At 56.8% G+C, this 19,650-nt stretch carries 21 protein-coding genes; 9 read left to right on the top strand and 12 right to left on the bottom strand.

The window, feature by feature from the left end; all coding sequences use genetic code 11:
- Window positions 1-92 precede the first annotated feature (92 nt).
- The 4 genes from HY298_13705 to HY298_13690 all read right to left on the bottom strand — a co-directional run bounded on the left by HY298_13705 (window position 93) and on the right by HY298_13690 (window position 4,476).
- A complete protein-coding gene (locus tag HY298_13705) occupies window positions 93-1,679 on the bottom strand; it encodes a hypothetical protein (protein MBI3851311.1) in 1,587 nt (528 codons plus the stop codon).
- A gap of 148 nt (window positions 1,680-1,827) precedes the next feature.
- Window positions 1,828-2,790 carry a formylglycine-generating enzyme family protein gene (locus HY298_13700; GenBank protein MBI3851310.1) on the bottom strand — a complete coding sequence of 321 codons (963 nt, stop codon included), beginning with the start codon at window positions 2,788-2,790 and terminating at the stop codon, window positions 1,828-1,830.
- A 471-nt stretch (window positions 2,791-3,261) separates the two neighbouring features.
- Entirely contained in the window at window positions 3,262-3,990 is a 729-nt protein-coding gene (locus HY298_13695) for a prepilin-type N-terminal cleavage/methylation domain-containing protein (GenBank protein MBI3851309.1), read from the bottom strand.
- A gap of 273 nt (window positions 3,991-4,263) precedes the next feature.
- The gene (locus HY298_13690) at window positions 4,264-4,476 is read right to left on the bottom strand and encodes a hypothetical protein (GenBank protein MBI3851308.1); all 213 of its coding nucleotides are present in this window, start codon (window positions 4,474-4,476) and stop codon (window positions 4,264-4,266) included.
- Window positions 4,477-4,545: 69 nt separating this feature from the next.
- On the opposite strand from HY298_13690, the gene HY298_13685 reads away from it, so the two are divergent.
- From HY298_13685 to HY298_13675, 3 genes are all read left to right on the top strand, one after another.
- Window positions 4,546-6,513: a squalene--hopene cyclase gene (locus HY298_13685; GenBank protein ID MBI3851307.1), complete on the top strand. Its 1,968-nt coding sequence runs from the start codon at window positions 4,546-4,548 to the stop codon at window positions 6,511-6,513.
- 41 nt (window positions 6,514-6,554) lie between these two features.
- The gene (locus tag HY298_13680; protein ID MBI3851306.1) at window positions 6,555-6,971 is read left to right on the top strand and encodes a beta-hydroxyacyl-ACP dehydratase; all 417 of its coding nucleotides are present in this window, start codon (window positions 6,555-6,557) and stop codon (window positions 6,969-6,971) included.
- 105 nt (window positions 6,972-7,076) lie between these two features.
- Window positions 7,077-7,487: a hypothetical protein gene (locus tag HY298_13675; protein MBI3851305.1), complete on the top strand. Its 411-nt coding sequence runs from the start codon at window positions 7,077-7,079 to the stop codon at window positions 7,485-7,487.
- A gap of 36 nt (window positions 7,488-7,523) precedes the next feature.
- Here HY298_13675 and HY298_13670 read toward each other — a convergent pair whose 3' ends face one another.
- The gene (locus tag HY298_13670; GenBank protein ID MBI3851304.1) at window positions 7,524-7,754 is read right to left on the bottom strand and encodes a hypothetical protein; all 231 of its coding nucleotides are present in this window, start codon (window positions 7,752-7,754) and stop codon (window positions 7,524-7,526) included.
- A 979-nt stretch (window positions 7,755-8,733) separates the two neighbouring features.
- Complete coding sequence (locus HY298_13665) at window positions 8,734-9,999, bottom strand: long-chain fatty acid--CoA ligase (GenBank protein MBI3851303.1); 1,266 nt, start codon at window positions 9,997-9,999, stop codon at window positions 8,734-8,736.
- A gap of 130 nt (window positions 10,000-10,129) precedes the next feature.
- Between HY298_13665 and HY298_13660 the strand changes: the two genes are divergently transcribed.
- Complete coding sequence (locus HY298_13660; protein MBI3851302.1) at window positions 10,130-10,897, top strand: hypothetical protein; 768 nt, start codon at window positions 10,130-10,132, stop codon at window positions 10,895-10,897.
- Between the two features lie 18 nt (window positions 10,898-10,915).
- Here HY298_13660 and HY298_13655 read toward each other — a convergent pair whose 3' ends face one another.
- The 6 genes from HY298_13655 to HY298_13630 form a co-directional block, all read right to left on the bottom strand.
- Window positions 10,916-11,299, bottom strand: a complete 384-nt coding sequence (locus HY298_13655) for a DUF2203 domain-containing protein (protein ID MBI3851301.1) — start codon at window positions 11,297-11,299, stop codon at window positions 10,916-10,918.
- A gap of 43 nt (window positions 11,300-11,342) precedes the next feature.
- Window positions 11,343-13,052, bottom strand: a complete 1,710-nt coding sequence (locus tag HY298_13650; GenBank protein MBI3851300.1) for a tetratricopeptide repeat protein — start codon at window positions 13,050-13,052, stop codon at window positions 11,343-11,345.
- Window positions 13,053-13,139: 87 nt separating this feature from the next.
- Window positions 13,140-13,241, bottom strand: a complete 102-nt coding sequence (locus HY298_13645; protein MBI3851299.1) for an AURKAIP1/COX24 domain-containing protein — start codon at window positions 13,239-13,241, stop codon at window positions 13,140-13,142.
- Window positions 13,242-13,256: 15 nt separating this feature from the next.
- Window positions 13,257-14,138 (bottom strand): ATP phosphoribosyltransferase, encoded by an 882-nt coding sequence (locus HY298_13640; protein MBI3851298.1) that lies wholly within the window; start codon window positions 14,136-14,138, stop codon window positions 13,257-13,259.
- Window positions 14,128-14,268 (bottom strand): hypothetical protein, encoded by a 141-nt coding sequence (locus HY298_13635; protein MBI3851297.1) that lies wholly within the window; start codon window positions 14,266-14,268, stop codon window positions 14,128-14,130. Before HY298_13635 ends, HY298_13640 begins: the two co-directional genes overlap by 11 nt.
- Window positions 14,265-15,008, bottom strand: coding sequence for a phosphoribosylglycinamide formyltransferase (locus tag HY298_13630; protein ID MBI3851296.1), 744 nt, complete (start codon window positions 15,006-15,008; stop codon window positions 14,265-14,267). Before HY298_13630 ends, HY298_13635 begins: the two co-directional genes overlap by 4 nt.
- Before the next feature lie 30 nt (window positions 15,009-15,038).
- Between HY298_13630 and lysS the strand changes: the two genes are divergently transcribed.
- The 5 genes from lysS to HY298_13605 all read left to right on the top strand — a co-directional run bounded on the left by lysS (window position 15,039) and on the right by HY298_13605 (window position 19,560).
- Window positions 15,039-16,487, top strand: coding sequence for a lysine--tRNA ligase (gene lysS, locus HY298_13625; protein MBI3851295.1), 1,449 nt, complete (start codon window positions 15,039-15,041; stop codon window positions 16,485-16,487).
- Window positions 16,488-16,681: 194 nt separating this feature from the next.
- Entirely contained in the window at window positions 16,682-16,921 is a 240-nt protein-coding gene (locus HY298_13620) for a hypothetical protein (GenBank protein ID MBI3851294.1), read from the top strand.
- Window positions 16,918-17,328: a type II toxin-antitoxin system VapC family toxin gene (locus HY298_13615; protein ID MBI3851293.1), complete on the top strand. Its 411-nt coding sequence runs from the start codon at window positions 16,918-16,920 to the stop codon at window positions 17,326-17,328. Before HY298_13620 ends, HY298_13615 begins: the two co-directional genes overlap by 4 nt.
- Window positions 17,329-17,513: 185 nt before the next feature.
- A complete protein-coding gene (locus tag HY298_13610) occupies window positions 17,514-18,416 on the top strand; it encodes a methylated-DNA--[protein]-cysteine S-methyltransferase (GenBank protein MBI3851292.1) in 903 nt (300 codons plus the stop codon).
- A gap of 28 nt (window positions 18,417-18,444) precedes the next feature.
- Window positions 18,445-19,560 (top strand): DUF4185 domain-containing protein, encoded by a 1,116-nt coding sequence (locus HY298_13605; GenBank protein MBI3851291.1) that lies wholly within the window; start codon window positions 18,445-18,447, stop codon window positions 19,558-19,560.
- Window positions 19,561-19,650 lie beyond the last annotated feature (90 nt).

Here is a 19,650-nt window from a genome sequence, read left to right as displayed (position 1 = left end):
GCTGGGGTGCCGCGCCCGGACTGGCGGCTCACGGCACGCTCGAAGTTGCCGTTATTCAGCAACTCAACACTTTGCATGGAGAGCCTTCGCCTTTATTTCTTGAGACGGAAAAATTGGTTTCCAGCAGAAGCCGGCAGCAAGACGACCAACTGACTGCCATTGGTCTGTCGGGCCTGCGCCACATCCGACCAGGCGATCGGCGGCGAGAGATTGGTCGCGGACTGAAGCTGATAGTCGGCGAATCCGGTGGACCAGGAGACCGTCATGTTCGTTCCTGACGGCGCGATGGCCAGCGAAACCAATGGCGTCGTAATCAGTTCCGTGATCTGCGTGGACCAGATGCCAGCGCCGGTGTCGGGATCTGAAGACTGGGGATACATTTGAATGGACCAGAAGCGATTTGGGTCGTTGGGATCAACCGAAAGCGTGCTGTAATCTCCCCAACGGCTGTCAACCACTTCCCCAAACAATTGGGCAAAGATATCCAAGAGGTCATGGTAGTTGTCCAAGCCGGATTGGAGCAATATGCGATTACCAAATGTGGTCACACCATTGATCGTTTGGCCGGCGCTTGCGTAACAACTGACATAGGTGCCCGCGCTCGATCCGTTATACGCGATGACAACCGTGCCGCTTGAGTTTGCGGCGATCGACGGAAAGAACAGATCCAGGTCCGGGTCGGCGAGCGTGCCCGATTCCAGCAACGCACCCGTGGTGGCGTTAATGCGATACCAACGAATGGCAATACGGTCGTTGAGTTCGGTGTTATGCACAGCGAAAAGGACACCATTCACACCGTAAACCTTCGCGCTCAACCGCGCATCGTTGGCCTGCAATGTAGTAGTACCGTCGGGTTGCGTTGGATTAAACAGCGGGTACCCCAGGTCGTAGTTGAACGGCACGACATACGGACTGACGGTGATGCTGGTGGACGCCGTCAGCGTCGCGTTTGTCGTCGCGGCGTTTTGCACGGCGAAGGTGACGAGGTTCGAGTGCAGGTCGCTGTCCGAGCCGATGTCGCCCATCGCCAGCACGCGGCCACCGCCGCTGCCGTCAAAGCAAATCGCCGGTTGCAACACCTGGCCGCGCGTGGCGTAGTCCATGACACCGAACCAGGTGCGGTTGGCGATGGTCGGGGTGGCGGCGAGCAAATCCGCCTTGGGAATCGACACCAGCCCCGGCCCGACGGCGTTGGTATCGCCGTGGAAGAAATCGCCGGCGACGTAAACGGCGTTGCTGTCCACGCCGAGTGTCGGGAAGTCGGCAAAATATCCGTTGTCCGGATCGGCCTGAAACAGGAAGCCGTACCAGACTCCTTTCGGGTCGGTGCTGGCAGAGACGGCGAGCAAAAAGTCATTGGCGTAAATTGTCGGATCGGTGGCGTTGGCATTGGCGTTCACCTGCGTAGCAAACCATCGTTGGGAGATCGGATCATAAATGACTCGTGGGTCGCTCACCGCCGGATAGCCTGATGCGTTGATTCCCGCATCCGACCAGAATTTCACGTCCGTAATTCTTTTCACACTCAGGCCGTTGGTCCTGTTGTAAACGGTGAACGAGCCATTGATAAACTCCACGAAATATTGCGGCCCGATCGCACCGCTGCAATCCGGAGGGAAAATTGGATTATTGGAGTCCTCGGTCGTGCCGGTGAAATTCTGTCCGATGGTTACCGGCACTGCGGGTTGCGCAGCACTGAACCAAACGGATCCGCAGAACGCGAGGATCGGGGTAACAAGAGGGAGGCTTCTTCTGAAAAACGTCATTCGCTTGCTTTCTAAATAAGCCAGCAAACGTGCCAAGTCAAGCCGACCCTTCGAAACCACATCATCGCCGGACAACTACGACGCGAAAACCGATGTGGTCGTAGCGCCGCTCCGGTTCGAATCGCAACCGGAAAGCCGACCGGCACGGCCAACCCTCGTCGGCCCAGCAACCGCCGCGGCGCACCCGGGAAATATCGCCGTGTTCGCTCTTGGTCGCCGTGGACTTCGCCGAATACAAGTCGGGGTCCGTCCCGCCCGGCAATCTCCTGTGATACCAATCCCGGCACCACTCGTAAATGTTGCCGTGCATGTCGTGCAGCCCCCAGGCATTGGCAGGGTAACTGCCGACTCTCGCCGCCCGACCGAGCGATGGCCCCGGCTCGCCGCCGTTGTACGGCTTGCCTTTGAAGTTCGCCTGTTTGCTGCTGAGCTTGTCGCCGAACGAAGTGGCGGTCGTCGTTCCAGCCCGGCAGGCGTATTCCCATTGCGCCTCCGTCGGCAACCGAAACCCCCAGTTCTTCGGCAACTCACCGGACGCATGGCCGAGTTCAGTCAATTTTCCGCAGAACGCCTCCGTCTCGGCAAAGTTGACATTGCCGACTGGAAAATCGTCCCCCTCCGGCAACTCCGCGGTGAGTGGGCCGGGCAACTTACCAATGACCCGCTTCCACTGGCCTTGGGTCACCTCGTACTTGCTCATCCAAAAACCTTTGGACAGCGTCACGTCAACCTGGTTTTCGTCGGGACGCCGCTCGAGTTCGCCGCGAGGACTGCCCATCCTAAACCGCCCCGGTGGACACCAGCAAAGCTTGATGTTGTTGACCTCCCGCTCCTCGCCAGCTTTTGAACCGGCGAAGGCGTCCGCCCGTGCTGGAGGTTGGCTGGCAATTGGTGGGTCACGCGGCGGCGCAGCGGTGCAACTGGAAACAATCGCCACACTGATCAGAAGCGTGATGAGGGAACACGTCTCACACGTGATCGGGTAGCAGTGGCATTGGATGGATTGGTCAGCCGTCTTTATCAAGCTTTCCTCCTTTCCGGCAAAGACGAAGCCACTGAGTCCCAATCGAAACTACGGCTATCAACCACAAAAGAGGGAACTGGCCGAAAAACCGCCGACCCCCGCTACCCGTGGACAAGATTTCTTCCGTGGTTCGCTCGAGATGCCACATCAGGAGAGTGGCTGGACCCGCAATTAACACGAAGAGAAACAGGATCGACATGAACAAGATGCGGATTCGAGGCGAAAGCTTGCGCCGCCGCAGGTGAAGCCAAGTCCCGATCGCAAGAATCGGTGCTGTGATTAACGATGTGATCAGTATTGGCATCATGGCGTGACTGCGTCTAGTACTGTTAACTAGGCCGCAATCTGCGGTCTCGCATGGTTGTCCTGACCGTTTTGTATTTCACGACTTGCTGTGTGTCAACCAAGGCTCGTTGAGTCTCTCGGGGTCGCTCGAGGCTCGACGATGTTGGGTAGCGCTCGCCGCCGCGTTCACGGCTGGGTGCGGTTGTTGTCCTCAGACACTTCAAAGCTGTAAACGTAATTCCGTTGCCGCACCAACTCCGCGTGGCCGTCGCAAAACGCGACGTTGCCGCCGAGCGTGCCGTGATTGTCACCTCGCTCCGGGTAATTGCCAATTCCCCCTGAAGCGGTATCGTCGGCATCCAGAATCAACCAGACGCGTGAGGGGCCGGCGATCACACCGCGCAGGCTGAAAGCATTGTTCAAGTGCGCATAGGTTCGCACAGAGTTCTGCGTTTTTTGGATGAGCGTGGGTTTTGCGCCTCGAAAATAGCCGAACACCTCGTAGCTTGTTCCAGGCAACTTCTTGCCTTTGGCGTTGTCGGCCAGATCAAGCAGCTTTGCAGGAGACAAACGATTCGTCCGAATGAAATGCTGGGTGCTGGGACAGATGAAGGTTTTTAGAGTCGAAATGTAGTTGGGGTAAAGCCAGTTCAAATCGTCATCACCAATCGACTCTGTGTCCGATAATGCTCCCTTCTTGTCTTCGTCAGCATACAACACACTGCCCAGGCTCATTTGCTTGAGGTTGTTCAGGCAGCCGATGCGGTGTGCGCGTTCCTTGGCCTTCGCCAACGCGGGCAAAAGCAGGGCCGCGAGAATGGCGATGATGGCAATGACCACGAGCAATTCAATCAGGGTAAACGCCCGGCAGCGTCGGCAAGGGGAAGGAATCGAGGTGGAACATGTGTGACTCATGCCGCTTGTGATGCTTGGTTCGTGAATTTGGCAGCTACGATACGCACCCGTTGTCGGAGGGCAAGTTCTAAGCCAACGATGCAGGTGTACGCGCGCTGATTTCAATGGAGAGGCACAGGGGACGCGGCTTAAGGGAGCGCGGACTTCAGTCCGCTTCGATGTGGTTCACGGTTTGGTATTTGACGCCAGTTGGCCGCGATCAAGTTGAAGCGGAATAAATTCCGCGCTCCTGTCGCGCTCCCCAACTGCATTGTTCTGCGCGCGACCATGTTTTCACAACTGCGTGCTGTCGTCCTTCTTTTCCAACCTGGCGATGCGTTTCTTGATCGTTTCAACTTCCTTGGTCAACTGAAAGAGTGCCTTATAGATTTCGTCCTGCGTTTCCTTCTCGCCCAACGACGGAACGGCGGGATGAATGTTCATCAACTCGACGGAGATGGTGTTGCACGCCTTGCGGATTTGATTGATGCCCATTTGTGTGTCCATACGCGTCTTAAAAGAGTCGGGTTTGACGACCGGCGGTCAAGCCTTATAAACTCGCCGCACTGAAGATTTATGAATCCGGGCGCTCAAGCGGCGGCACAATCGCATAATCCATCCCTGAAAGGTTCAAGGCGGGATGGCGCGTCCGAACAAAGCTCTGCGGACGCCCGTCCTTCCGACTTTCAATCGCGATTGCAGGCGACATTGAAGCAGGCAATCGACAAGTTGCTCCTCGCGCGCGGACCGGGCGGACATTGGGTGGGCGACCTGTCCGGCAGCGCCTTGTCCACCGCTGTCGCGGTTTGTGCGCTCTCGATTGTCAGCCGGCAGTCACCGGAGGATGAAGCAAAGAACAGGCGGTTGATCGACGGCGGGCTGACGTGGCTGGCCGGCCACATCAATCCCGATGGCGGCTGGGGCGACACCGACCGCAGCCTCAGCAATCTAAGCACGACCGCTTTGGGCTGGGCGGCGTTTGGCTCGGTGCCGGGCGCGGATGAAAAATTCCGCACCGTCGTGGCCCAAGCCGAAGGCTGGTTGAAAAAAACGGTGGGCAGCCTCGAACCATCATCGCTCGTGCCGGCCATCGAAAAGCGTTACGGCAAGGACCGGACTTTCTCCGTGCCGATTCTGATGATGTGCACGTTGGCCGGACGATTGGGCGGTGCGGAGGGATGGCGTTGGGTCAAATCATTGCCCTTCGAGTTGGCGGCGCTACCACGCCGCTGGTTCGGCGCGTTGCAACTGCCCGTCGTCAGTTACGCCTTGCCCGCGCTGATCGCCATCGGGCAAGTCCGGCATCACCATCACCCGACGCGCAATCCTCTCATTCGACTTGTGCGAGATCGGGCGCGCAAGCGAACGTTGAATGCGCTGACTCATCTCCAACCCGGCAACGGCGGTTTTCTCGAAGCCACGCCCCTCACGGGCTTCGTCACCATGAGTCTCGCGGCGATGGGTCAGATCAATCATCCGGTGGCGCGCAAAGGAATTCAGTTTCTCTCGCGGTCAATGCGGCGTGACGGCAGTTGGCCCATCGACACCAATCTGGCGACATGGGTCACGACCCTTTCCGTGAAAGCGCTCGGCCAGCAAGCGAACCAGCTTTCCGCCGGCGAACAAAAAAAAATCCGCGACTGGCTGCTGGCCCAACAATTTCAATACAAACATCCCTACACCGACGCCGCCCCGGGAGGCTGGGCGTGGACGGATTTGCCGGGCGGTGTGCCGGACGCGGACGACACCGCAGGCGTACTGCTGGCGTTGCATCGATTGGGAGAAGCGGACGCCGCCGTTCGTTCCGCCGCCGTCGCCGGTGTGACGTGGCTGCTGAACCTGCAGAATCGCGACGGCGGAATCCCGACCTTCTGTCGCGGCTGGGGCGCGCTGCCGTTTGATCGCAGCAGTCCCGATTTGACGGCGCACGCGGTGCGCGCGTGGCTTGTGTGGCTCAACCAACTACCGGATGAAACTCAAAAACGCACCCACGCAGCCATCGATTCGGCGGTCAAATACCTGGGCAAATCGCAACGCGCGGACGGCTCCTGGTCGCCGCTTTGGTTCGGCAATCAGCAACTGCCGCATGATGAGAATCCAACCTACGGAACGTCGCGCGTGCTGATGGCGTTGCAGGAACTGGCTGCGAGCAACCGCACCATTCCCTTCGACGCCACAACCAAAGGTGCGCAATGGTTGCTGAAAGCGCAAAACCAGGACGGCGGATGGGGCGGAGGCGCGGGTGTTTCGTCGTCGGTTGAGGAGACGGCGCTGGCGGTCGAAACGCTGTGCGGGTTTTTGAACTTGCCACAACTCAACCTGACGATTCCGGTCGAACAAGTCAGATGCGCTGTGGTTTCCGGCGTCGATTGGCTGATCGAGCGGGTGGACTCGGGACAATGGTTGAATGCGTCACCGATTGGATTCTACTTCGCCAAGCTGTGGTACTACGAGCGACTGTATCCGATGATTTTTACCGTGGCAGCATTGAATCGCGTCGCTGCGGCGTTTGGTCAGACGCAAGGGTGCGAACCTCCAAGATAAAACTTTGAGCGCAGGCGATTCCAACTTAACTGGAGGCTGTGATGACTGATCCGCTTGACTCACTGCCGCACGGACCGGAATTTCGCTTCGTCGATCGTTTGCTTGAATTTGAACCAGGCAAGTCGGGTGTTGGTGAATACACGGTGCGCGGCGACGAGCCGTTTCTGCGCGGACATTTCCCCGGCCAACCGCTGTTCCCCGGCGTGCTGCTGGTGGAAGCCGCCGCGCAACTCGCCGGCACGGTGGCGCAAAGCGATCCGCAAATTCCAGCGATGCCCGGGCTTAAACTCACCGCGCTCCGCAACGTGAAAATCCTCGGCAGCGCGCGCCCCGGCGAAACCATCCGCCTCGAAGCCCGCGTCGTGGGACGGCTCGCCAATTTGGTCCAGGCGCAAGCTACTGCAATCGTGAACGGTCAGACCGTGTTGCAGGCGGATTTGGTTTTGAGCGGCGGCTGAAAATCGCTAGACAGCAAATTTTCCAAAGGGCAAAGTCGAATCTGTGATCTAGAAGAGACTGCTGAGTTACAGTTCAACACTAAGTTAAGAGTCTCACTTTGTAAGATGCAACTCCGTCGTCCGCAAATTATCGTCAAGATAGCAGCGGTGATCAGTGGATTGCTTGCTCTATCGGGGCTCACTTTCATCGTATGGCTGGCTTCTGACCTTCTGGTCTACCATGCAAGTGCGCCACGGTTCTACAAGGAGCTTGGCGTTTACGCTCTCTTTGCGATTGTGCCACTGATGTTTATTCTGGCCGCGATCCAAGCATGGCGCTGCATTCCAAAGGGCATTGTTTCACTTAGTTCTGGTTGGATCCTTTTCGGCCTTTGCGGAAGCATCGTCCAAGTCTTCTGGTTTTTCGCTGATTGGAGGATTAAGGATGCCATCGGTGCGATTATCTGGATTTGCGTTTTTCTGTTCGGAGTCTTGGTCGCCAGACAAGAGAAGAGAATTAAAATCGACGCGACCTAATCCGCGCCACCAACGCCGAAACATCCAGGAGATAGCTCATGGAAATTCATCCATCGCCTTGCGCGTTTCCGCCCAGGTGATCTGGCGCTCACTGACTCCCAGCAGCAAGCCCGTGCCCCGCTCCCGCACCACGCGCACCCGTGGTCGCGCCGGTTCAAGGCGCGTGAGTAACAGTCCGCCGTGGCCTCTCACCTTTACGTCAAACCGGTCTCCTGGATTCACCGTGGGCAACACCACGCGCTTCTTGGTATCCGCTGTAACTGTCATGGTGGGATTGTCCCACTCCACCTTTCCATTGTCAATTTTTGAACGGGATGGCAGCGAAATCATCCGCCTCGAAGCCTGAGTCGTGGGACAGCTCGCCAATTTGGTCCAGGCGCACGGCACCGCGTGCGTGAAGAGCCAGACCGTGTTGGAGGCGAAACTGGTTTTGGGTGGCGACGAAAAGAAATCCTCCGCGAATGTGGCGAATTCACGAGAATGAAGTCAAACAGAGCGCCGTAGGCGCGGAATCTTTGTAGCCATGACGCCCCCGGAAACCAAGCTCCGTAGTAGGAGCGGCATCATCCGGAAATATGTCGCTCCTACGGAGCTTGTGATTTGTGCTGCGTGGTTCTACAAAGATTTCGCGCCTCCGGCGTTGCCAACTTTTTCTGGACAGCGAATTTTCCCAAGCGCAGAGTCGAATCTGTAACCCGTGATTGTAAATCCGCCGTTCACTAATTAATTAGGTAATATCGTGGCCGACTTATGAAAAAGTGCACTTGGTGTGGGAAGGATTACCCCGATGAAGCGACAGCATGCACAATTGACGGAAAAGAACTGTCAGAGGTGAGACTCCCTGTGCGTCCGCCACTGGGAGAATCCCCAACTGTTCAGCAGAAGAGCCCTGTCGTGCGAGCCTCTATAGTTTCTGGAGTCATTCTCATCCTAGGAATTCTCAGAATTCTAGCTATTGCACAGGGCCGATGGATTTTGGTGATTTTTATCATGCTTGCCAGCGTTCTGCTTGCCTGTGTTGTTGCCATCGGCGTGGTCGCGTTTTGGTCTCGTCGCAGTCGAGCGCCGTGGTCTTGGTTAAGGGTCATCGTTGTCACTTTTCTAGGATACGTCGGCTTTGGCCTTGTTTGTTTAGTTCTTGGTCTCGGATTGGGGTTGGTTTCAAGAGGATTTCAAAGATGATCAGTTCGGCCAACTCTGTATTTGATCGTTTTCAGTTGTTTCATTCAATTTTTCCCAGCCACCGCTAACGCCAGTCGGCGCGGGACACTTTGCCGCGCGGGTTGGTCTGCACCGCTTCGACAAACCACCACTGACGCGGTGCTTGCCAGGCTGGCAGCGTTTCCAATGCAAACTGGCGCAGGTTTTCCTCGCGTTCCCGGCTCACGATGACCGCCACGATTTCCTCCGTCCGCTGCGCGTTGCGGCTCGGCACACCGAATACCACGCATTCCAGAATCTGCGGGTGCTTGAGCAAGGCCCGCTCAATTGTCTCCGGCGAAACTTTTCGACCGGCAACGTTGATCTGGTCGCCCGCGCGTCCGCGCAGATAAACGAGTCCGCCGGAAATCTCCGCGAGGTCGCTGGTGCGGAAACAACCGTTGGCCAGATCGGCGTTCGGCTCCGGCCAGTAGGTCTGCCCAACGGCTTCACTGCGTACCTGGAGACAGCCGTCATCGCCAACGGACAGTTGCACGTTTTGCATCGGCGCACCGGTGCAAGCGCCGTCAGTGCGCGGGATGTTGGTGGCATCATAGGCAATGCCGCCACATTCACTGGAGCCGTAAAAGTTGTGGATTTTTAATTCGCCAACCTCGAACACTGCCTGTTCGAGCGGCAACGGCAACGGAGCGCCGGCGGAAATGGCCAGCCGGACATTGGACGGAATCGCCTTGGCATCATGCCACGCCCGCCAAAGTGCAGGAACCGCCGCCAGCGTTATGGATTCAAAATCTTTCGCCGCGCGCCGGACGGTTTCCGGCATTGCGCCGTCGGTCAGAATGAGTGGAATGCCGTGCAACAACAGCGGCAAAACGAGATTGGAAAAGCCGTAGGAATGCGCCAGTGATATCACGCCGAGATTGGGCCAGTCGGCGCGAAGGCCCATCGTGGCCACGATGTTGTCCGCGTCGGCTGCCAGTTGTTCGCCGGTGAAAGCGATCAAGCGCGGCGCTCCGGTCGTAGCCGAAGTGGTTTTGAGATGGACGCCGCCGGGTGGAGGACTTGCGAGTGATGGGGCGGACTGATCCAGGTCGAGTGGGCAGATAATTTTGTTTTCACGCCAGGCGCGCAGAACGGCGAGGATGAATTCAGCGGTGTTACCCTGCGGGAATTGGACGGATGGTTGGAGTTCACGCTTCAGCGTGCCTCCGGACAAGCTAAAGCTTGAACTCCAACGCTCCGCCTCGGCGGCGAGTTGAGTAAAAGTCCAGCGGCGATTGGAGGTGGTGTCGTGCAACGCGAGTTCGTTGCTGTGTTTCTGCGCGATTTGTCGCCAGCGTTCGTAAAGCATTGTCAGTTTGGTAACGCAGCGATAGCTTCGACGGCAAGCAGGATATATGAAGTGTGGAGTGCGGAGTGCGGAGTACAGAGTGACTGCGGCCCAACGACGGCGGTTGTTGTTGCCAGCTTTAGCCCTATCGGTGTTATCGGTGACGCTGTTGAGCGGTTGCGCTTCCTCGCGCCCGTCCTCAGCCGTCACCAACAAGCCATTTGTTTTTCAACAGGACACGCTGGCCTACGCCAATCAACTGGTCTGGGAATATTATTTCGATCCGAACGGCAAGTGGCGAAGCAAACCGCGCGAACCAAAGCCGGATTACACGCATCACTGTTTTGTCGTTGCCCGTTCCGCACGACAATTCTTTCAACACGCGCGCTTCGATCCGGCGCAACCCGTAGCCGATGAAGCAACGTATCGAAGATTGATTCGCCGAGTAATTTCAGAAAGCCCGCGCCGGTATTCAACAGAGAGCGAGAAGGTGGTGATTCCCGGCTACGCAAACTTGCGCGAGTTCAGCCAGGCCCAGGAGAAATTGCTCAAGGCGGAATGTGGCGGCGCGTGGGAAAGTTATTTTCAGCGCGGCCATTGGCGGATGGTGTTTCCCTTCAGCCGCGCGCACCAGGCGAAGACAGCGCAGGCGTTGGTGGAGGCGCTGAAACAGAACCGTCCGCCGGTCGTCCACATCGTCCGCTTTCCGCAATTGACCATCAATCACGCCCTGCTGGTGTTCGATGCGACGGAAACGGAAACCGAAATCCACTTCGCAGTTTATGATCCCAACAAGCCGGAGAAGCCCACAACACTGACATACGATCGCGCAAAGCGGACATTCGACCTGCCAGCGAACGATTATTTCATCGGCGGCCGCGTGGACATTTATGAGGTTTATCGCAACTGGCGTTACTGACGCGCCGCGTTGAATTGGCTACAAGCGCTCGCGCCCGGCGTAGCCGGAATCGATTTCGTGCCAGAATTCAATGTCCTCTTCGTCCTGTTCCCAGCACAGAAAAACTTCGCGCCCGCCGATGAGCGACGGGAAATCAATCAACCCGCGCTCGAGGTCCTTGATCATGATTTCGCGTCTCTGAAATTCCAGCAACAGCTCCCTGATTTCCGTGGCGGTCCGGATGGATTCGTTGACCGTTTCGCCGCCCAAATCCTGACCCTCGGTCGCCATGCCGGCGAGGCGTTGACTAAACTTATCCAGTTTTTTGCGGAGATGATTGATCTGCTGCAGCCACTGGCGAATCTTCGGCAACAGTTCGCGCGCTTCTTCGCGGGTGTAATGTTTTTGAAATCGGAGGGCCATGAGGGAAGGGAGGATTGTCGCCAAATGTGCTCTGGGCGTAGTCTTATCTGGCGGCGGGCGGTCCCAGTTTCTTCTGGATTTGATCGTTCGGCTCGATGGCGAGCGATTTGTGCCAGGCTTCGCGTGCCTTTTCCGGCTGCTTGAGCGCGGTGTAAATATCGCCCAGATGATCGTAGAGCGTGGCATCGGGCTCTTCCGCGAACTCGACGGCTTTGAGGATTTGTTCAAGCGCGGGCTGCGGCTGGTTCAACTTGAAGAGCACCCAACCGAGGCTGTCGAGGAACGCGGCATTCTTGGGTTCGAGTTTGACCGCCTTTTCAATCAGCTCATGGGCTTTCTCCAGTTTGACACCCCGGTCGGCCCACATGTAGCCGAGATAATTCAGCGCCTCGGCAAAGTTGGGGGACATCTCCAGGCATTTTTGAAAATAGGTCTCGGCCTGTTGGTAATCGCCATTGCGTTCGTACACCGCGCCGAGTTGGAAATAGAAAGCCTGGTTCAATCGTTTGGGGTCGGTGACGCGAGCGATCACTTCCGCCGCGGTGAAATGCTTGATGGCCGTAGCGTAATCCTTCCGCCGGTTGTAAGCCAAGCCGGACAAGAATTCGGTCACGAAATTCTCCGGAAACTTGGTCCGGGCCTTGTCCAAGGTCGCCAGCGCGTCCTGGGTCTTGTTAAGATTGATTTGAACGCCGGCCAGATCGTAATACGCCTGTTGAATATCCGGGCGAAAGAGCAGTGTCTTCTCAAAGTATTCGGCCGCCTGATCGAATTTCTTTTCCTCATAGGCCAGACCTCCCAAATGATAGTAGGCCTGCGCGTTGGCGGGGTCGTCGCGCACCATCGCTTCGAGTTGTTCGACGGCCCGCTCGCGGTTGCTCCCGCGCAGGTAAATGTCCGTCAACTTGGCGCGGATTTCGTCGCGCACCGGAGGGAAATCACCGTACTTGGACAGCAACTGCAAATAAATCTCCGTCGCTTTGCGAATCTCGCCCATCAGATTCAATCCATCCGCGAGTTTCAAACTCAGATTTGGGTTGGCGGGGTTGAGTTTGGCGGCGCGGTTCAAGACCTCGAGTTCGAGCGGCTTGAGGGTGTCCTTCTTTTCCGGCACGGCGCGGCCAAAGCCGTTGCAAAGCTCGACCAGCCCGAGGAGAAACACGGCATCGGTATCGGGTTGTTTCGCCGCGCGTTCGAGTGTCTTCAGCGCCTCGGCGTGTTGGCCGCTTTTCATCTGCACATCAAAAAGGTTTTGGTATCCGGCCAGGGCGCGCGGGGATTTCTTGATGGCGGCCTGATTGGCGCTGATGGCTGCTTCATTCTTGTCGAGTTGCGCATAAACAAGGCCGAGGCGGGCGAACAGGGTTCCGGAAGCGCCGGGCAACGCCGTGGCCTTGGTCAAAACTTCCAGTGCTTTGTCCGTCTTCTTGGCTTGCAGAAGTCGGCGGGAAAGGTCGAGCACCAATCGTTCATCGCCCACATCGGCCATGGCTGCTTTGTAAAACTCCTCCAGTGCCTGGTCCGGTTCATCATTGATATCGTGTATGACGCCAGCCGCGTAGTGCGCGTGGGCTTCCGCGAGATTGCGGGTGGAGCGGTCACCAGATGCGGCGACATTCTTTCGTGTGAATGGTCTGTCGCGGTTTTCTGGCTGGGTGGAAGTTTTTGGTGAATGCGTGGCCGTGCCACATCCCGCCAATAGCGTCTGGCCGATGGCGAGAAGCGTGATCAATGACTTACGACATTGCAACATGGGGTACATTAACAAACAACGTCACCCGCGCAAACCGATAGCGGCATCGGCGGGTGCGTATGAACCAAGGTGTGCCAGGGCAGGCGTTTACTGCTGCCAGGTGCGCTTCTTGTGCCGATTGGCACGCAGCTTCTTGCGCCGTTTATGTTTGTTGATCTTTGCCTTCCGGCGTTTTTTGAGTGATCCCATAGTTTTTGTTGCCGTTTAATATACCACCTTGTTCAACGGATATTCAATGATTCCTTCGGCGCCCGCTGCCTTGAGGCGAGGGATGATCTCGCGCACAATGTGCTCGTCGATGATCGTCTCCACGGCGACCCAGTTCGATTGACTCAGCCGCGACACCGTCGGATTCCGCAGCGCGGGGAGTGCTTGCAACAGCTTGGTCAGATTCTTTTCCGCGATGTTCATCTTCAGACCAACCTTCGCCTCGGCTTCCAACGCACCTTTGAGCAGGAGCGCCATGGTTTCGATCTTCTGCCGCTTCCATTTATTTTTCCAAGCGTCATGGTTGGCAATCAGTCGCGGCGTGGACGTCAACAGAGTATCAACAATCCGCAGATTGTTGGCGCGCAGCGATGATCCGGTCTCGGTCAACTCGACGATCGCATCCACCAATTCGTGCGCCTTGATTTCGGTCGCGCCCCAGGAGAACTCCACTTCGGCTTTGACGCCGTGTTTGCGGAGATATTTCCGGGTCACGTTGACGACTTCGGTGGCGATGCGTTTGCCTTTCAAATCCTTGACCGATTTGATCCGTGACTTTTCCGGGACGGCCAGGACCCAGCGCGCCGGCTGCCGTGTTGCTTTACTGAACAGGAACTCGCCGACCTCGTGCACCTTGGAATTGTTCTCCACAATCCAATCGTGGCCCGTGATGCCGCAATCGAGATAACCGTGCTCCACGTAGCGGCTGATTTCCTGGGCGCGAATCAACCGGATTTCCAACTCGTCATCATCGACATACGGAACGTAGGAACGGCTGCTGACATGGATGTTGAACCCCGCCTTGGCCATCTTTTCGACGGTGGCCTCTTGCAAGCTGCCTTTCGGCAAGCCAAAACGTAAAATGGACTTACTCTTCATAAAGCAAACTGCGCTCCGAGCTTTTGGCGCGCGGGCGGGAATACTTCTTCGCTGAATCCTTCACCCGCGTAGCCGGATTGATTTGCCATTTACGACGCGGCAAAGCGACTTTTTTCTTTTTGGATTTCACGCGCCGAGGTTCTTGCGCCAGGTCACACGTCGGTCTCGCACTCCGATTTCCCCACGCGCAAATCCACCCACGACCGCGGGATAAAGCTCATGCTCCGCGCCGTGGATCCGCTCAAGCAATGTCTCCGGCGTGTCGTCGTCGAGCACGGGCACGGTTTGCTGGGCGATGATCGGTCCGCAATCCACACCGGCATCCACGAGATGCACCGTGCAGCCGGTCACCTTCACGCCGTGATCCAGCGCCTGCTTCCAAGCTTCCAATCCGGGAAACGATGGCAGCAACGACGGATGAATGTTCACGATGCGCCCCTCGAACGCGCGCAGGAAATCGCCTTTGAGCACACGCATGAAGCCCGCGAGAACGATCAAATCCGCTCCCGCTTCTTGCAACGCTGTGACGTAGGCTCGTTCGGCGATCTCATCCAGCTTCGTGCGAAATTTTCCAGGTGGAATGTATTGCGCGGGCATTTTCCGTTCCCGGGCGCGTTCCAGAATCCCCGCATCCGCGACGTCGCTCAATACAACCGCGACCGCTGCGGGAATTCTCCCCGCGGCGCAGGCGTCGGCAATGGCCACGAAGTTCGAGCCTTTGCCCGAACCCAGCACGCCCAGTCGGAGTTGTCTGTCACGATTCACCCGCCTTTCATACAAGCAGAAGCGACGAACCGGCAAGCATTTGGTTTGCCCCGCTGCAAATTGAACACGGAACTCTGCGCAAAACCTTGGACATCTCTGTTCCATCCATGTTTCATCTGTGCGTAGATAACGTTTATGGACGAAACCAACTCATTGATCGAGCAGCGCAAGGCCAAACTTGCCGCGATGCGTGCCAAGGGCGTCAACCCGTTCGCCAATAAATTTTCTCCTACCGAAACCTGCGCCGACGCCCGTGCTCACTATGTTGAAGGCCGCGAGGTTGCCCTCGCCGGACGCATCACGGCCAATCGCGACATGGGCAAGAGCCAGTTCATCGACCTCAAAGACCAGAGCGGCCGCATCCAGATTTACGCGCAGAAACAGGCGCTCGGCGACGAGCAGTTCGATATCTTCAAACAACTTGACCTGGGTGATTTCATCGGCGCGCGCGGGACGATGTTCACCACCAAGACCGGTGAGATTTCCGTGAAGCTGACTTCATTCGTCGTTCTGGCCAAGGCGCTGCGTCCACCGCCGGAGAAATGGCACGGCCTGGCCGACACTGAAATCCGCTATCGCCAGCGCTACCTCGACCTGATGGCCAACGACGATGTGAAACAGGTGTTCCTGATGCGCAGCCAGATCATTCACGAGATCCGCAGCTTTTTGCATGCGCGTTGTTACGTGGAAGTCGAGACGCCGATGATGCAGGCAATTCCCGGCGGTGCGGCGGCGCAACCGTTCAAGACGCATCACCACGCGCTTGGCTGCGACTTTTATCTTCGCATCGCGTTGGAACTCTACTTGAAGCGACTGCTCGTCGGCGGCCTGGACAAAGTGTTTGAAATTGGCCGCAACTTCCGCAACGAAGGGCTTTCCCGCAAACATAATCCCGAGTTCACGATGCTTGAGCTTTACCAGGCCTACGGCGATTATGAGAGCATGATGGAGCTGGTGCAGGGATTGATCTGTCACGTGGCGGAATCCGTCCTTGACACGCTCATCATCGACCACAAGAACGCGGACGGAAAGGTCATCAAGACCATCGACCTCACCCCGCCGTGGCGTCGCGTGAAATACAAAGACATCGTTTGTGAATTCGCGGAGGCGGATTGGTTTCTGATTCCCCCGGAAGAACGACGCGAACGCGCCATCAAACTGGGCGCGGAGATCGGCAAGGAATATGAGGACTTCGAGGTCACCCAGGCGGTGTTCGAGAAACTCATCGAGCCGACGCTCATCAATCCCACATTTGTCACTCATGCGCCGAAGGAATTGATCCCGCTGGCAAAAGTTTCGCCGGAAGATCCGAGCACGGTTGAGGTCTTCGAGTGCTGCATCAACGGGCAGGAGATTGCGCCAGCGTACACGGAGCAAAACGATCCCATCGAGCAACGCGAGCGACTCGAACACCAGGCCGGCGGCGAACGGCAAAAACTCGACGAAGACTTTCTGGTGGCGTTGGAACACGGGATGCCGCCCGCCGGCGGCATGGGCATGGGAATCGACCGTCTTTGCATGATGTTGCTCGGCCAGGAAAGCATCCGTGATGTGATTTTGTTTCCGCAGTTGAAGCCCAAGTAGCGTTTAGCCTCGCAATTTGGCCGACTCGAGGACGATGAAAAGAACTGCTCGTAAGTAAAGAAACATTCTTGTGAACTTCGTTTCAGTCGCGTCTTGGCGTTCGATTCAGAGTTGGGCGCAGGAAAGCTGCGGCGATAACCAATTTACAAATATGATTCGCCAAACTCGTTTCTGATGGCTAGAGTCATCCAGTGATGACAAAGCTGAAGGCTCACTTCGACGGCAAGGTATTGGTTCCTGACGAGCCAGTGAACCTGCCGCTTAACTGTGCCTTGGAAGTGCGGGTCCAACCGCTGAAGGGAATGTCAAGCCAGGAAAAACCTCTCGTGAAGCTTCTCCATGCGCTTGAAGAATTGCCGGAGAATTCAACCTGGCCCTCCGACGGTGCGCAGCAACACGACCATTATCTTTACGGTCTGCCCAAGCGGTCATGATCCTTGTCGATAGCGGATTTCTTTTAGCGTTGGCCCAGCCCACCGATGCACTGCACAGACGGGCTGCTGCCTGGGCGCAGCAGTTGTCCGAACCGCTACTCGTCACGGAATACATCCTCTGCGAAGTCATCAACAGCCTCTCCAAACGCCCCGATCGGCCGCGGGCGCGTCGGATTGCGGAAATGGTGATGAGCGATCCAGGTTACACGTTGGCGAACGCCAGCCCCACCCTTTTTCAAGCCGGCATGCAATTTCACAGCAGCCGGCCCGACAAGGAATGGTCGTTGACCGACTGCATTTCCTTCCAGGTCATGCAGGAGCGCGGCATCAGCCGGGCTTTGGCTTATGACATCCACTTTGAGCAAGCCGGTTTCGAGGCATTGTTGCGCAAAGATCCACCACCGTAACTTTGCACATCTCAAGTGCATAAATCTGCTCGACTGCCAGTTCGAGCGCGGCAGTGCTTTCTGACGCCGATGACCACCCATTCGCAAACGTTGACATTTCTAAACGTAACAGCGGTTTCGCTTACTTACACCAACTCAGCAAGAATCGGGTGGGCGAGAACTGATTCGAGAAGTATTTTGCTCGCATGAATACATCGTTGATAACGATTGAATCTGAACCAGCGAAACAACAATCGCTGGATTACCACCGAATAGAAAAGGCGATTGCCTATTTGCAAGTTCACTATCTGGAACAGCCTGACCTGGCCGCCGTCGCCCGCGCAGCGCACCTGAGCGAATTCCATTTTCAACGGCTCTTTACGCGTTGGGCCGGGATCAGTCCCAAACGCTTTCTCCAATTCCTGACGGTTGAACACGCCAAGCAGCAACTCGCGGAATCAAAGCCAGTGCTGGAAGCGACATTTGACTCCGGCCTCTCGAGTCCGGGCCGATTGCATGATTTGTTTGTCTCGGTGGAAGCCGTCACGCCCGGCGAATTCAAGTCGCGCGGCGACGGCATCCGCATCAACTTTGGCCTGCACGCGACTCACTTCGGGGACTGCCTGCTGGGCGTCACGGAACGCGGTGTGTGCTGGCTCGGTTTTGTTTGTGGCAATTCAAGCGCGGAAGCGATCATCGAAATGAAGCGGCATTGGGCGGGCGCGACCTTTGCGCGGCGTCCTGATCTTACGGAATCGGTGGCCAGGAAAATATTCTCGGGCTTGGAAGACGGGAAACAATCACCGTTCAGCTTGCTGCTGCTGGGCACAAATTTTCAAATCAAGGTCTGGCAGGCGCTGTTGAAAATTCCTGCCGGTGCGCTGATCTCGTATGAAAGGATTGGCGGATTTATCGGGGCGAGACAGTCCTCGCGGGCGATTGGCAGCGCGGTTGGGAGCAATCCCATCGCTTATCTCATCCCGTGTCACCGAGTCATCCGCAAGAGCGGTTTGCTTGGTGGCTACCGTTGGGGCGAAACGCGTAAGCAGGCAATGCAAGGATGGGAAGCGGCACGGAGATTTTCGAGTTCGCATTTGTTGTCGCGCTGAAAGGAAATTTGTCCGAGGCTTTCGCGTGATGATCAGGCGAATGTGTTTCTTCGGAGTTATTGCTGCCCTGACTTTCCGTTCGACCGGATTGTTCGCGGCAGATTGGTCGGTTACACCCTTCGCCCCATTCAACAAACTTTTTCACACACGAAGCGGTTGGATTGGCGCGGACGGCGATTATTCCGTGGCGCTGACCAATGACACCACCCTCTGGCTTTTCAGTGACACCTTCATTGGCGAAGTGCGCGATGGAATACGGGTCAACGCGCGAATGATCAATAATTCGGTAGCGTTGCAACACGGCAAAGACCCCGCGCGAGCCACGGTCCAGTTCTTCTACGGAAAGTCGGTTGACGACAAACCCGCGGCGTTGATCACGCCGGTCGATGGTCACGGGTGGTTCTGGCTGTACGACGGGGTGCTTACTAAACGCGGCCTGTTTCTATTCCTGATGCAAATCGAACGATCCGGTGGAAATTCAGTTTTTGATTTCACGCACATCGGCACGTGGCTCGGGCACGTGGTCAATCCCTTCGACACACCGGCGAAATGGCGCATCACCCAAAAGCGCATTCCGCACGAAACCTTTTCGGCAGAGGAGACGCGATTGTTCGGCTCGGCGGTGTTTCAGGACGGTGGGTTCGCTTATATCTATGGAACTGCTGAACCGAAGGGCAAAGGCAAGTCGATGATTCTGGCACGCGTGCCGACGGACAACGTGGACGAGTTCGCTCAATGGAGGTTTTTTGACGGTACGAATTGGGTGGCGGGCCACACCAAAGCCGCTCTGCTTTGTCCGGGCATCGCCAACGAATACTCCGTCTCCTATCAGCCGAGTTTGGGGAAATACATTTTGATCTACACCGAGAACGGCCTCTCGCCAACGATTCTGGCCCGATTGTCCGACAAACCGTTTGGGCCGTGGGGCGATCCAGTCACGGTCTATCAATGTCCGGAGGCGGGTTGGGGCGGCAAAATTATTTGTTACGCGGCCAAAGCGCATCCGGAGCTTGCAACATCGCCTGACGAGTTGATCGTGACCTACGCCACCGGCTCAACAGATTTTTGGGAGCTGGCAAACGACGCACGCATTTATTGGCCGCAGTTTTTGAAAATCAAATTCAGCGGCAAGGCAAAACCGTGACCTGCTTTGCTTTCGCGCCTTGAGCCACCAAAAAAAAGCACGCCCAAACTATCGGCGTGCTTGTTCGATTCAGTCGCGGACGACTTGTTC

This window comes from Verrucomicrobiota bacterium (assembly GCA_016200005.1).
GTDB lineage: Bacteria > Verrucomicrobiota > Verrucomicrobiia > Limisphaerales > PALSA-1396 > PALSA-1396.
This window is presented reverse-complemented; position numbering and strand designations above follow the sequence as displayed.